Here is a 13,172-nt window from a genome sequence, read left to right as displayed (position 1 = left end):
TCTCTATTCTGGAAGTCTATTCATTCGTGTGCTAGACCAATCGAATGAAGGCAAACAGATAGGAGAGCTGCATTTCATATGAAACAGGCAAGCCGCATCAACCGCCGCAACGACGTCCGAGCCGCCGCCCCGTCTCCGGAGCGGAAGTCGCCGCGAGGCGTCTTCGTCCGCCGCGTGCTCGTAAGCACGCTTGGAGCCGCGCTCGTCATCCAGCCTCTGGCCGCGCTCGCGCCGCAGCTGCCCGGAGCGATGAGCATCCTGTCTCCCGTCGGCCGGGCCGAAGCCGCCAGCTCCAAGCTGACAGTCGTCAGCCAGGAAATGATCACCTCCGGCGCCCAGCGCATCGACTACCTCTGGAAAGGAACGCGTAGCGGCGCTTCCGTCCAGTCCAATATCCATGTCATCAAGATCGACCTGAACGATCCGCATGTGAGCCTGAACGCCATCAACGGAAAGCAAGGCGTCGTCACCGGCCGCAGCAGCGTGCTGAACATGGCCAAGAACGCCGGCGCGGTCGCCGGCATCAATGCCGACTATTTCCAGACGGCCTCCTCCGACGGAGCGCCGATGGGCGCGCAGATCAGCGGCGGATCGCTGCTCGTCAGTCCGATGCAGCTGACCGGCATGTACATGTTCGGCGTCACCAAGGACCGCAAGGCGGTCATCGACCGCTACGCCTTCCAAGGCAGCGTGACGGCCGGGGACGGCTCGACGTTCGCGCTCAGCGGCATGAACCAGTCCTCCTACACCACGGAGTTTCCGACCAAAGGCTACTCGCATGCGAACGCCCTCTATCTGTACACGAGCGCCTGGACAGAGCCGAGCCGTCCTGCGGGGGCGAGCTACGCCACCCCTACGGAGGTGCTCGTGCAAGGCGGCGTCGTGCAGCAGATCTCGGAGGGCTCCGCGCTCCAGACGACGCCTCCGGCGGACGGCTTCATCCTGCGCGCGCACGGTACGGCGGCCGCTTACGTGCGGGAGCATCTGCAGGTCGGCCAGCCGGTCAGCGCCGACTATCGGCTGCAGTCGCTGACGACGCAGCAGACGGTCGATCCGGCCAGCTTCGAGACGATGGTCGGAGGCCATACGATTCTCGTCGAGAACGGCAAGGCGGCGGCGTTCTCCCGCAGCGTCTCCTCGATCAGCGGCTCATCCGCGCGCTCGCGTACGGCAGGCGCCTATTCGGCGGACGGACGCACCGTGTATCTCGTCACGGCCGAGGACAACGGCAGCAGCTCCGGACTGACGCTCGCGGAGCTGCAGTCGGTGCTCGTCGAGCTCGGCGTCAGCAAGGCGGTCAACTTCGACGGCGGCGGCTCGACGACGATGGTCGCTCGTCCGCTCGGCGAATTCGGCCTGCAGCTCGGCCATCCGACGGAATACGGGACGACGATGCGCCAGGTGTCCAACGGGCTCGGCGTGTTCACGTCCGCGCCGCAGGGCGCGATCAAGGGCATCAAGGCGAGCGGCTCGGGCGTGCTGTTCCTCGGGCAGTCGGCCGCGTACGAGCTCAAGGCGTACGATCAATACTACAATCCGCTCGATCCGGCAGGCCTCGGCGCGAGCTGGAGCGCCCAAGGCATCGCGGGCAGCTGGAGCGGCAATACGTTCACCGCGTCCAAGACGGGAACCGGCTCGATCACTGTCAAATCCGGCTCGGCGACGGACAAGCTGCCGGTCGTCGTCGTGGGCTCGGACGCGATCCAGTCGCTGAAGATCGGCACCGCCCAAGGCGCGCTCGAGGCGGGCACGCAGCTGGACGTGCCAGTGACGGCGACGCTCAAGGACGGCGGCACCTACACCTTGCCTTCCGAGGCGGTCAAGTGGGAGTTCCGCGGCTTCACGGCGGCCCGCAGCGGCGACAAGCTGACGGTGCAGAGCGTGTCTGAGGGCGCGCAGGTCGGATATGCCATCGCCCGCTATGACGGCTTCTCCGCGCTCCTGACGCTCGCCAAGGGAAGCGGCAGCCGGCAGCTGGCCGACTTCGACAAGCTCCAGCCGGCCTTCTCCTTCACCTCGACCGCCGGGGTGACAGGCTCCGCCCAGCTGACGAGCGGACTGGCCGCGGAAAACGGCACCGGCGCGCTGAGCCTCGGCTACGATTTCACGAGCGGCTCGACCGATACGCGCGCGGCTTATGCCTCGTTCGGAGCCGGCGTCCCGATCGACGGGCAGCCGACCTCGCTCTCCGTCGATGTGTTCGGCGACGCCAGCCTGAACTGGGCGCGCGCCGAGCTGACGGACGCCGCCGGCGCGAAGCATCTGCTCACGCTGTCCAAGGCGGTCGACTGGACCGGCTGGCGCACGATCAAGGTGCCGCTGTCGGAGTCGGGCACGGCGGTGAAATATCCGGTCAAGCTGACCCGCCTTTACGTCGCGAGCCTCAAGGACGGCGCGGACGAGCGCGCGGCGGCGGGCACGATCGCTTTCGACAACGTCTCCGTCGACGCTCCGGCGTCGGTGCCGGAGCCGGCCAAAGCGAAGATCGAGATGAGGGCCGGCAGCAAGACCGCGATGATCGACGGCAAGACGACCGCTCTCGATTCCGCTCCTTATATCAAGGACGGCGTGACGTACTTGCCGCTGCGCTTTGTCGCGAGCTCGCTCGGCAGCACGGTCGATTACGAGGCGGCGTCGAAGCGCGTCTCCGTGCTGAGAGGGGCCAAGCTGCTGGAGCTCGTCATCGGCAGCAAGGATCTGGTCGTAAACGGCGTCCGCGCGGCGGCTCCGGCCGCTCCGATCGAACGCGGAGGAAGGACTTTGGTCCCGATCCGCGTCGTCTCTGAGCAGATGGGACTATCCGTAAAATGGGACGGCGCGACTAAGCGGATTACCGTCGAATGATAGACTTCCTCGCAGGGAGCCTATGGTATGATAGAGAGTGACCTGCTGACGCGAGGCGCTGCCGTCCTAAGGGACAGCAGCGCCATTTCGTCGCTTATGCAGGATTATCCAGCTACAGAAAGGCAGCTGTGATGCAGGTGGACAATCGCATTGTGGATATCGACCGGGTCATCAAAAACGCGATCCAGGTCATGGAGGACAGCAAATACCAGATCTATGAAATCTGCGAATCCGCGCGCAAGGAGATGCTTACGCTCGAGCAGGAGCTGAACCAGGTGCTCCAGGATACCGTCCAGACGATCGACAAGGTCGACAAGCTGGAGATGGAGTATCGGCTTGCCCGCATCCGGCTGACCGAGGTGAGCCGCGACTTCGTGCGCTATAAAGAGGAAGACATCAAGAACGCCTATGAAAGGGCGACCCAGCTGCAGCTCGACCTGATGGTGTACCGCGAGAAGGAGACCTATCTCAAGGCGCGCCGCGACGACCTGCAGAAGCGGGTGAAAAACGTCGAGAGCTCGGTCGAGCGGGCCGAGACGATCCACTCTCAGATCAACGTCGTGCTGGAGTATTTGGCCGGCGATCTGACGCAGGTGACCCGCATTTTGGAGTCCGCCAAAAACCGCCAGCTGATCGGCCTCAAGATCATTCTGGCGCAGGAGGAGGAGCGCAAGCGCATTGCCCGGGAGATTCACGACGGCCCGGCGCAGTCGCTGGCCAACCTCGTGCTGCGGACAGAAATTGCAGAAAGAATGCTGGTAAAGCAGGAATTTCAGATGGTGCAGCACGAATTAGTAGACTTAAAGGCGCAGGTCCGGTCAGGACTAGAAGAAATCCGCAAGATTATATTCAATTTGCGACCGATGGCGCTAGATGATTTAGGACTTGTTCCCACTTTGCGTAAGTATGTGCAGGATTTTGAGGAAAAAACACGAATTCATACGGTGTTCGAGACGATCGGGCGGGAAATCCGCCTCCCTTCGGCCATGGAGGCGGGCATCTACCGTCTGGTTCAAGAGGCGTTCACGAATGCGATGAAGCATGCCAGCGCCAGCTACGTTTCGTTGGAGCTGACCTACCAGTCGCAGATGGTGAAGATCGCCGTCCAGGATAACGGGATCGGCTTCGACGCCGAGCTCATCGAGTCCAGAGCCAAGATCAACTCTCATTTTGGCCTGATGGGGATGCGCGAGCGCGTCGAGCTGCTGGAAGGCCGGCTGGAGCTCGAATCGTCCAGCGGCCAGGGCACCAAGATCACGATCCATATCCCGACAGGCGTGGATCAGCGAAAGGAGTAGCAATGCATATGGACCTGAACGCAGCAGGAGGCAAGCGCAAGATCAAGCTGCTGATTGCCGACGATCATCAGCTTTTCCGGGAAGGCCTCAAGCGAATTCTCAACATGGAAGACGACCTGGAAGTGATCGGGGAATGCAGCGACGGAATTCAGGTTCTGGAGTTCTGCAATCAGCAACAGCCGGAAGTCGTGCTCATGGACATCAATATGCCGATCGAGAACGGCGTCGTCGCGACCGAGCGGCTGCGGGACCTGTTCCCGCACATCAAGGTCATCATCCTCTCGCTCCATGACGACGAGAGCTACGTCTTCGAGACGCTTCGCAAGGGAGCGACCGGCTATCTGCTCAAGGACATGGAGGCGGAGTCGCTCATCAACGCGATCCGCTCCGTCGTGCAGGGCCATGCCTATATCCATCCGAAGGTGACCGGCAAGCTGATCAACCAGCTGCGCCGAATGACCTACCTCGACGAGATGGGCGCCGGCACCGGGGCGGCGGCCGGACGCGAGACCGGCGTGAAGTTCGTCGCCGGCGAGAACAACCCGCTCACCCGCCGCGAGGCCGAGGTGCTTCGCCTGATGGCGGAGGGCAAGAGCAACAAGATGATCGGGGAGTTCCTGTTCATCAGCGAGAAGACCGTCAAGAACCACGTCTCCAGCATCCTGCAAAAGATGGAAGTCGACGACCGCACGCAAGCCGTCATCAACTCCATCAAGTACGGCTGGGTCACGCTCTAGCGCGAGACGAGCGAGAGGCGGCTCGTCCGAGGCGGGCGAGCGCAGGCCGGAGCCCGGCCCGGACGGATCCAAGCGGCTTCGGGCGCAAGCGCGAAAGCTACATAGCAAGGACGCTTCGGCGCGAAGCAGCTGAAGCGCAAGCGGTGAAAAAAGAAGAAGGGCTGCGGCCCTTCGCGTACGAGCCCCGGGAGCGATTCCGGAGGCTCGTTTTTTTTGGCATGCGCTCGGGAACGAAAGGACGGAGCTGCGCTCATGACGCCATGAAGCCTCCTCGCCGTAACGCCTAGGCTGCCTTCGGCATACGGTACCGTATCAGGCTCCGGAGCGCCGGCGCGAAAGGGCGGATCGGCCCGGCGCTCTCGCTTCGGCTGGCAGAGGAGGAGACGGGATGTACGAAATCTTGATCGGCGTCATCGCCTGTTACGGAGCGGCCGTGGCAACGGTCCACCTTTTCTGGAGAAGAGCATCCAGGCGGCCGCAGTCGGAGAGCCATTTCATCTTGTTGACCCGGGACGACGAGACGGTCATCGAGCACTGCCTGCGCTCGCTGCAGTCGCATGCGCGGAAATCCGGCATTCCGGTGAAGATCACCGTCTGGGACCAGGGCTCGCAGGACGGAACGGCCGAGATCGTGCGCCGCTGGAACGGCTCGATCCAGTGGGTCGGGCTGGAGCGCGCGGCGGACGGCGAGAGCGCGGTCCGGGAAGCGGAAGCATGGCGGGCCGACTCGCCGGATGCGGAGCAGCCGGGGGAAGCCGGGCTGTCCGTCGCGGAAAGCATGGACCCGCCGCCGGCAGGGCGAAAGGCCGATTCGGAGTCCCGCAAAGGCCGCGAGCAGATCCTTTGGTCGCTGCGCGCCTCGGGCATCGTCAGCGAACTTGATCAGCCGATCCTCATCGACATGAAAAGCGACGAGGACTGGAGCAAGCTTCCTTTTTGAAGTCGGCGGCAGCGGACCGTAGAGCGTCGGGTCTTGCGGGAGCGCGTTTCTCGGCGACAGGAGGGACGGCGGGAATTCGAGCGTGCAGACGCGACGGGAAGAAGGCGCAGATGCGGAGCGACGAAGCTTTGCTTGCAGCCGTGCGCCGAGACAGGTATACTGATGTCATATGAAAGGCGCGGGTGAAGCACACCCTCGGCGGGAAACCGTCTGAGGGTGTGCTTTTTTTTCGTTGTCCGGCCGGGCTGCCCGCAGCGGCGGGCAGGAGGAGGCGTTAAGTGAAAGCGACGCTGTATCTATATTTGGATGCCGACAAAGGCTGGCTGGCTTCCGCGACGCTGGACGCGGAAGTCGACCGGCTGTGGCGGCTCGACGCCGAATGGGCGGCGGAGGCCGCGAAGGAAGCGGGAGCATCGCCTCCTCGGCCGGCGGAGGCGATGCTCGTATGCGGCGCGCCCTTGCCGCTGGGGGCGGCCTATGAGGCTGCGGCGAGCTGGAACCGGCATGGGCCGGTGCCGGGAGGAGCCGCTCGTCGCGAGCGGCTCCTGCGCGCGAGCCGGTCTGCCGCGCCGGGAGGCGCGGCGCCGCTGCGCCTGCCGGAGGCGGCGGAGGCGCTGCGCCGCCTGGCGCGCGCGGCGCTGGCCCCGGACGGGCCGGAACGGCCGTCCGGGAACCGCCCGTGACGGCGGCGATGCCCCGTCACGGGAGCGGCGGCGCAGCCGCGGCGCTGGCGCGGGCGGCGTGCGCAGCCGCCCGCGCGCTGCGCGGCCGCGCCCTGCTGCGCGGCGAGGCGCAGGCGCGGCTGGCCGCCGCAGGCGCCGGCAGCGACGCCGCGCTGCAGCTGGCGGCGCTGCTCGGCCGGCTGCGCCTCGGCGGCGCCGTCGCCGCGGGCCGCTGCCGGCGCTGCGGCAGCGGCGAGGCGCAGCTGCTGCGCACGGCCTGCGGCGCGTGCGGGAGTAGCCGCTGCGCGAGCTGCCAGGCCTGCCTGGCGCTGGGCCGCAGCCGCGAATGCGGGCTGCTCGTGCTCGGCATGCCGGCACAGGCCGGGCGGGGCGGAGCAGGGCTTGCCCCGCCCGAGCAGCTGCCCCCCGCGGCAGAACGGCTGCGCCGCTGGGGGCTCAGCCCCGCGCAGAGCGCCGCGGCAGCCTCGGCGCTCGCCTTTCTCGAGCGGCCGCTGCAGCCGCCTCCCGCTCGCGGCCTGCGGCCGCGGCTGGCCGCGCTCGTGCGCGCGGCTTTGCCGTCCGCCGGCTTGCTTCGCCTGCCGCCTCTTCATCGCGGCGCCACTGCCGCTGCCGGCCGCTTATTCCGGCGGACGCGCCGTCACAAGCCGGCAGAGCCGCATCCGTCCTTCCTGCTCTGGGCGGTCACCGGCGCGGGCAAGACCGAGATGATCTTTCCGCTGCTCGAATCCGTGCTGAGCCGAGGCGGCCGGGCGCTCGTCGCGACGCCGCGCCGGGATGTCGTGCTCGAGCTCGAGCCGCGATTGCGCCGCGCCTTTCCCGACACGCCGCCCGTCGCGCTGTACGGCGGCAGTCCGCAGCGCGGGGAGGACGGGCGGCTCACGCTTGCCACGACGCATCAGCTGCTGCGCTTTCGCGAGTCGTTCGACCTGATCGTGCTCGACGAGCTCGACGCGTTTCCGTTCGCGGGCGACGCGATGCTGCACGAGGCGGTAGCGCGCAGCGGCGCCGCAGGCTCGCGCACCGTGCTGCTGACGGCTACGCCGCCTCCGTCGCTGCAGCGGCTCGCGCGGCTCGGCCGGCTGCCGCATGCCAAGGTGCCGGTGCGCTACCACCGCCATCCGCTGCCCGTGCCGCGCCTGCTGCGGACGCCGCCCGCTCTCGGCATGGCGGCTGCCGGCCGCATGCCGTCCTCGCTGCGGCAGGCGATGGCCCGTTCTCTCGATCGCGGCGCGCAGCTGTTCGTCTTTGTCCCCGCCATCCGGTCGGCGGAGCCGGTCGCCCGGCTCATCCGCAAGCTATTCCCCGATCGGGGCGAGGTGGCGGCGACGCATTCGCAGGACCCCGAGCGAGCGGACAAGGTCGTCCGCTTCCGGCAAAAGCAGCTCCGGATGCTCGTCACCACGACGATCCTGGAGCGGGGCGTGACGATCCCGGGCAGCGACGTGTTCATTCTCGACGCCGACTCCCGCATCTTCGACGAAGCTTCGCTCGTCCAGTCGGCAGGCCGGGCGGGAAGATCCGCCGCCGATCCGCAGGGCTTCGTCTGGTTCGCGGCCGCCTCGCCCAGCGCCTCGCAAAAAAGGGCGATCCGCCAGATCCGGCTCATGAACCGGGCGGCGCGCAAAGCGGGCTATCTCCTGTCTGGATCGGCTTCATCCCGACGCTTCCATTCTACCTTTTAAGGAGTGATCCACATGACGATGCAACCTGCCGGCGGCGCGCTCCTTTCCGAGACGCGTCCTCCGAAGCGTTCCGGAGAGCCTGCTGCCGATGATCGATTCCTGCGGCTTTCCGAGCGGGAAGAAGGAGAGGGCCCGGCGCGGCTCTATCCGCTGGCAAGCCCCTCATGGCCGTCAAAGGCGCTTCGCGGGCTGCTGGGGCTGCTGGCTCCTGCCCGCTCCGCTTGCGGGCTTTGCGGGAGAGGCTTCGCTCCCAGCCGGACGTCTCTTGCCGGCCTGCCGGAGGAGCTGCCCCGCTCCTGGAGCGACAGCGTCTGCGGCTCCTGCCGCAGCTCGATTCCTTGGATCCTGCGCATCCAATGCCAGGTATGCGGCCGTCCGGATCCTTGCGGCGACTGCTGCCGCCGAACCTCGGCGGGCTTCATCCGCAGCCGCAGCGCCGTCCGGTATACGCTGGAGATGCGCCAGCTGCTCGCCCGCTACAAGTACCGGGGCGAGGAGGCGCTTCAGCCTTGGCTGGCCGACATGCTGCTCCCGGCCTATGCCGCGCTGGCCGCGGAGCTGCGGCTCGCGGACCGGCTGACCGGCAGGCTGTCGGACCGGCTGGACCCCGACGCGCGAAAAGGAAAGGAGCCGTTCGATCTCGTCACATCCGTGCCGGTCAGCCGGCAGCGGCTCGCCGAGCGGGGCTTCAACCAGGCGGAGCGTCTGGCCGCCTCGCTCGCCGTCCGCGCCGGGCTGACGGCGAGGCCGCTGCTCGAGCGCAAGGAGGAGCGCGGCAAGATGAGCGCCAAGACGAGGAGGGAGCGGCTGATCGCGGCCGAGGGGCTGTTCGAGGCGGCGCCGGAAGCGGCCGGGATCCTTCGGCTGCTCGCCGCGCGGGACCCGGAACGCCGGAGGCCGCTGCGGCTGCTGATCGTGGACGACATCTATACGACGGGAGGCACGATGGACCATTGCGCGCTTGCGCTGCAGCGCTGCTCGCCCGTGCCGATCGATCTGTACGGCCTGACCTGGGCGCGCGCGTGAGCGGCGCCTTTTTTTTGTTTTCCCTTCTCTTCCCTGCGCTGGAAGAACATTCGCTCTCCTTTCATCTCCAAAACCGCCGCATCTCCGCCGATAATAGAAGGAGTAGAACGGGAAACGGAAAGGAACTGGTCCTATGAACCTGGACAATTGTCCGCGCTGCGGCAAGCTGTTCGCCAAAAACTTCCGCGAGGTATGTCCGGCATGCATTCGGGAGATCGACCGCGAATACGAGGCTTGCTGCGACTACCTGCGCAAAAATCGCGGCGCTGCGATTCATGAGCTGTCCGAGCAGACGGGCGTAGCGATCCGTCAGATTACGAAGTTCATCAAGGAAGGACGCATCTCCCTCATGGATGCGCCAAGCCTCAGCTATCCTTGCGAAGTGTGCGGCATCCTGATCCGGGAGGACCATATGTGCGACTCCTGCCGCCAGCGGCTGCGGGGCGAAGTGAAGCGGCTGAAGGATGCGGAGGAAGAAGAGGAGCGCCGTCAGGCAGTTCAAAAAGCCTATCGAATTAAAGATAAGACTTGAGTATGAGACAAAATTCTTGTTTAATCGATAAATATAGGACTTGACAAATAGTCCGGCTGCTCTATAAACAAAGGTTTCCGAAGGGCCGATAATAGGGTCAGAGCAGCTAAGGCCGCAGCCAGGCCAACCCAATCGAGGTGAAACGACTTGAAGATAAACGATACCGGCAGGGTTCAGCCTGTCCACACATACCAGAAGCAGAGCGAAGCGCGGGTTTCGGAGAGCGCCCGTACCCGAAAAACCGACCAGGTGCAGATCTCCGAGGAGGCCAAAGCCATGTTAGCCAGCCGCCAGCCCGAAAGCGCCGAGCGCAAGCAGCGCATCCAAGAGCTGAAGAACGAAGTGGCCGCGGGCACGTACCGTGTCGATGCCGGCAAGATCGCCGACAAGCTGTGGGATTACCTGAACTAATCTACGGAGAACGGATGGGATGAATGACCATACAGGATCTGATCGAGACGCTCGCGCAGCAGAGCGGCCTGTACCGCGAGCTGCTGGAGCTGGCCATCGCCAAGACGCCGGTGCTGGTAAAAGGGGACGTCGACGCCCTCAGCGCCCTCCTGATGAAGGAGCGCAAGCTGGCAAGACGCGCCGAGGAGCTCGAAGTGCGCCGGCAGATGCTGGTCAACATCCATTTCTCCAAGCTCCAGCTGCGCCTTCGCAGCGGCAAGCTCAGCGACCTCATCCGCACGGTCAACTCGCCGGAGGAGAAGCAGCGGCTGTCCGAGCTTCAGGAGGAGCTGACTCAGCTTCTCGAGGACGTCCGGCAGCGCAACGAGCACAACCTTGCCCTCACGAAGCAGTCGCTGGAGTTCATTGATTTCTCGCTGGAGCTAACGGCGGATGCTCCCTATGACGATTACACCTATGTGCACCCGCAGCTGCATCCGGCCGGAGCCGTCAAGGCGGGCATGTTCGACAGAAAAGGCTAGAGGAGGACCGCCCCCATGGCATCCACGTTTCACGGCATCGAAACCGCCAAGCGGAGTCTGTTTACCCAGCAGACGGCATTGAACACCGTCGGCCATAATATTTCCAACGCGAATACCGCCGGCTACACCCGGCAGCGCGTCAGCATGAGCGCCGCGACGCCGATGGAGCCGTACGGCTTCTCCCACTCGACGGCAGCAGGCCAGCTCGGCTCAGGCGTGGAGGCGTCCTCCATCAACCGCATCCGTACCGCGTTCCTCGACGACCAGTACCGGAGCGAGAGCAAGTACCAGGGCAGCTGGCAAATCCAAGCCGAGACGCTCGACAAGCTCGAGAAGGTCATCAACGAGCCTTCCGATACGGGCATCCGCACCCTGATGGAGAAATTCTGGTCGTCCTGGTCCGATCTGAGCAAGGATCCGGAGAACATCACCAACCGCCAGATCGTCCGGCAGACGGCGGTCGCCCTGACGGACTCCTTCAACCAGCTCAGCCGCCAGCTGACCGATCTCGATGCCGACCTGACCGGCAGCGCCGACACCAAGGCGACGCAGGCCAGCTCGCTGCTCAGCTCGATCGCCGATCTCAACGGCCAGATCAAGCGCATGGAAGGACTGGGCGACAACGCCAACGACTTGCGCGACCGTCGCGACCTGCTGACGGACGAGCTGTCCAAGCTCGTCAACGTCAACGTGACGGAGACGGACGACGGCTACGTCATCAACATGGGCAACATGAGCCTCGTCGACGGGACGGCTGCCGAGACGCTGACCGGGGCGGCGCTCGAGGCCGCCTATCAAGGCGGCGATCTGAGCGGGGGAGAGATCCACGGCACCTTCAAGTCGCGCGACACGAACGTCCGCGGACTGCTCTCCAAGCTCGATCAGCTGGCCAATACGCTGGCGAACGGCGAATTCCAGGTGACGGTGCCGAAAGGCTCCGTGCTGCCGGGCACGACGGTGCCGCTGGCCGCGGATACGGTCATGACCGTACAAGGCATCAACGGCCTTCATAAGCTCGGCTATACGCTGCAGCAGCCGGCGACAGCCGGTCTCGACTTCTTCACCTTCGACGCCGCAGGCGGCGCTGCGGGCATTACGGCCGGCAGCATCCGGCTCAACCCGGCGATCAGCGCCGATTCCAACCTGATCGCCAGCTCCATGCGCACGACGACCGACGCCGCCGGCGTCTCGACCGTCGTCAAGGGCAACAATACGCTCGCGCTGCTCCTGGGCGAAGCCAAGGACAAAGCGTTCACGATGGATCTGACCTCCACCGGAGGGGCCGTATCCTCGGCTACGATCGGCAGCTATTACAACGCGATCGTCGGTCAGGTCGGCGTCCAGTCCCAGGAGGCCAAGCGCCAGTACGCCAATGCCACCGCGATGGTGGACCAGGCAAACAGCAGCCGCCAGTCCGTCAGCGGCGTCTCCACGGACGAGGAGATGTCCGACATGATCAAATTCCAAAATGCCTACAACGCCGCGGCCCGGTTCATGACGACGATGGACGAGCTGCTGGAGAAGCTGATCAACGGAACCGGCCAAGTCGGCCGCTAACCGCGCAAGGGAGATGAACTAGATGGCTCTTCGCGTCACCCAGGGCATGATGCACGCCCAGCTGATGAGCAACCTCAATACGAACCTGAACCGGATGTCGACCCAGCAGGACCAGATCGCGACCGGACGCAAGATCAACAAGGCGTCCGACGATCCGGTCGGCATCACCTACGGCCTCCGCTACCGTTCGGATCTATCCGCCAATACGCAGTACCAGAGCAACGTCGCCTCGGCGCAGTCGTGGCTTGATTTCAACGACAGCCAGCTGGACCAGGCGGGAGAGATCCTGCAGCGGCTCACGACGCTTGCCACCCAGGGCTCGACAGGCACGAATACCCAGAGCTCCCTTGATGCCATCAACAAAGAGATCGGCGAGCTGAAAAACCAGATGCTCGACATCGCCAACAGCAGCTTCAACGGAAAGTATGTCTTTGCCGGGCAGATGTTCGACCGGAAGCCGTTCGACACCGGAGCCGCCGGCTTCGACGCCAAGGCGGTCGCCGCGGATGCCTCCGACGTCACTTACGCCATCAGCGAATCGATTACGATGAACGTCAATCTCCATGCATCCTCCATATTCGGCGAGGCGGATGCCGCAGGAACGACGGACAACGTCTTCTCCATCTTCGATCGGCTGTCCACGGCGCTGTCCACGGCCAACTACTCCGGCGTCGGAGCGGAGCTGGAGAGCATCAAGAGCCGGCTAAACAAGGTCATTTCCGCCCGCGCGGAGAACGGAGCGCGTACGAACCGCACCGAGCTGATGGGCAACCGTCTGACCGACCTGAACGTGAGCCTGACGGCGCTGCAGTCCAAGACGGAGGATGCCGATGTCGAGAAGCTGTTCCTGGACTCCACCGTCAGCCAAAACATCTACCAGGCTTCGCTGTCGGTCGGCGCCAAGATCATCCAGCCTTCGCTCGTCAATTTTCTGAACTAGC

Annotated in this window: 12 protein-coding genes; all 12 read left to right on the top strand. The window is 65.0% G+C overall.

Translation table 11 applies throughout. The features are described 5' to 3' along the window. The first annotated feature begins 78 nt into the window (after positions 1-78). The 12 genes from GE073_RS22720 to flgL all read left to right on the top strand — a co-directional run bounded on the left by GE073_RS22720 (position 79) and on the right by flgL (position 13,171). Positions 79-2,844, top strand: a complete 2,766-nt coding sequence (locus GE073_RS22720) for a stalk domain-containing protein (protein ID WP_153784448.1) — start codon at positions 79-81, stop codon at positions 2,842-2,844. A 131-nt stretch (positions 2,845-2,975) separates the two neighbouring features. Further along, positions 2,976-4,142, top strand: coding sequence for a sensor histidine kinase (locus GE073_RS22715; protein WP_101807633.1), 1,167 nt, complete (start codon positions 2,976-2,978; stop codon positions 4,140-4,142). Positions 4,143-4,150: 8 nt separating this feature from the next. Continuing rightward, on the top strand, positions 4,151-4,879 hold the full coding sequence (locus GE073_RS22710; protein WP_028598999.1) for a response regulator: 729 nt from the start codon (positions 4,151-4,153) through the stop codon (positions 4,877-4,879). Positions 4,880-5,267: 388 nt separating this feature from the next. Further along, a complete protein-coding gene (locus GE073_RS22705; protein WP_153784447.1) occupies positions 5,268-5,819 on the top strand; it encodes a glycosyltransferase family protein in 552 nt (183 codons plus the stop codon). Between the two features lie 278 nt (positions 5,820-6,097). Beyond that, entirely contained in the window at positions 6,098-6,502 is a 405-nt protein-coding gene (locus tag GE073_RS22700; protein WP_153784446.1) for a hypothetical protein, read from the top strand. Continuing rightward, entirely contained in the window at positions 6,499-8,184 is a 1,686-nt protein-coding gene (locus GE073_RS22695; protein ID WP_153784445.1) for a helicase-related protein, read from the top strand. The genes GE073_RS22700 and GE073_RS22695 overlap by 4 nt, the downstream gene beginning before the upstream one ends. Positions 8,185-8,196: 12 nt before the next feature. Next, positions 8,197-9,210 carry a ComF family protein gene (locus GE073_RS22690; protein ID WP_153784444.1) on the top strand — a complete coding sequence of 338 codons (1,014 nt, stop codon included), beginning with the start codon at positions 8,197-8,199 and terminating at the stop codon, positions 9,208-9,210. A gap of 133 nt (positions 9,211-9,343) precedes the next feature. Then, positions 9,344-9,742 carry a flagellar protein gene (locus GE073_RS22685; protein ID WP_028599001.1) on the top strand — a complete coding sequence of 133 codons (399 nt, stop codon included), beginning with the start codon at positions 9,344-9,346 and terminating at the stop codon, positions 9,740-9,742. Positions 9,743-9,889: 147 nt separating this feature from the next. Then, positions 9,890-10,153 carry a flagellar biosynthesis anti-sigma factor FlgM gene (gene flgM, locus GE073_RS22680; RefSeq protein ID WP_101807637.1) on the top strand — a complete coding sequence of 88 codons (264 nt, stop codon included), beginning with the start codon at positions 9,890-9,892 and terminating at the stop codon, positions 10,151-10,153. Positions 10,154-10,176: 23 nt separating this feature from the next. Next, positions 10,177-10,674, top strand: coding sequence for a flagellar protein FlgN (locus GE073_RS22675; RefSeq protein WP_153784443.1), 498 nt, complete (start codon positions 10,177-10,179; stop codon positions 10,672-10,674). A 15-nt stretch (positions 10,675-10,689) separates the two neighbouring features. Then, positions 10,690-12,231, top strand: a complete 1,542-nt coding sequence (gene flgK / locus GE073_RS22670; RefSeq protein WP_153784442.1) for a flagellar hook-associated protein FlgK — start codon at positions 10,690-10,692, stop codon at positions 12,229-12,231. 22 nt (positions 12,232-12,253) lie between these two features. Next, the gene (gene flgL, locus GE073_RS22665) at positions 12,254-13,171 is read left to right on the top strand and encodes a flagellar hook-associated protein FlgL (RefSeq protein ID WP_153784441.1); all 918 of its coding nucleotides are present in this window, start codon (positions 12,254-12,256) and stop codon (positions 13,169-13,171) included. Position 13,172 lies beyond the last annotated feature (1 nt).

Origin of the sequence: Paenibacillus sp. B01 (assembly GCF_009649995.1) — a bacterium.
Taxonomy (GTDB): Bacteria; Bacillota; Bacilli; order Paenibacillales; family Paenibacillaceae; genus Paenibacillus_O; species Paenibacillus_O pasadenensis.
The sequence above is the reverse complement of the archived record's forward strand: the minus strand, read 5'-3'. Positions and strand labels throughout refer to the sequence as shown.

Coding starts and splice junctions, on each gene's coding strand:
- GE073_RS22675 (WP_153784443.1), top strand. CDS start 10,177: ATGACCATACAGGATCTGATCGAGACGCTCGCGCAGCAGAGCGGCCTG.
- GE073_RS22690 (WP_153784444.1), top strand. CDS start 8,197: ATGACGATGCAACCTGCCGGCGGCGCGCTCCTTTCCGAGACGCGTCCT.
- GE073_RS22715 (WP_101807633.1), top strand. CDS start 2,976: ATGCAGGTGGACAATCGCATTGTGGATATCGACCGGGTCATCAAAAAC.
- flgL (WP_153784441.1), top strand. CDS start 12,254: ATGGCTCTTCGCGTCACCCAGGGCATGATGCACGCCCAGCTGATGAGC.
- GE073_RS22685 (WP_028599001.1), top strand. CDS start 9,344: ATGAACCTGGACAATTGTCCGCGCTGCGGCAAGCTGTTCGCCAAAAAC.
- GE073_RS22705 (WP_153784447.1), top strand. CDS start 5,268: ATGTACGAAATCTTGATCGGCGTCATCGCCTGTTACGGAGCGGCCGTG.
- GE073_RS22720 (WP_153784448.1), top strand. CDS start 79: ATGAAACAGGCAAGCCGCATCAACCGCCGCAACGACGTCCGAGCCGCC.
- flgK (WP_153784442.1), top strand. CDS start 10,690: ATGGCATCCACGTTTCACGGCATCGAAACCGCCAAGCGGAGTCTGTTT.
- GE073_RS22710 (WP_028598999.1), top strand. CDS start 4,151: ATGGACCTGAACGCAGCAGGAGGCAAGCGCAAGATCAAGCTGCTGATT.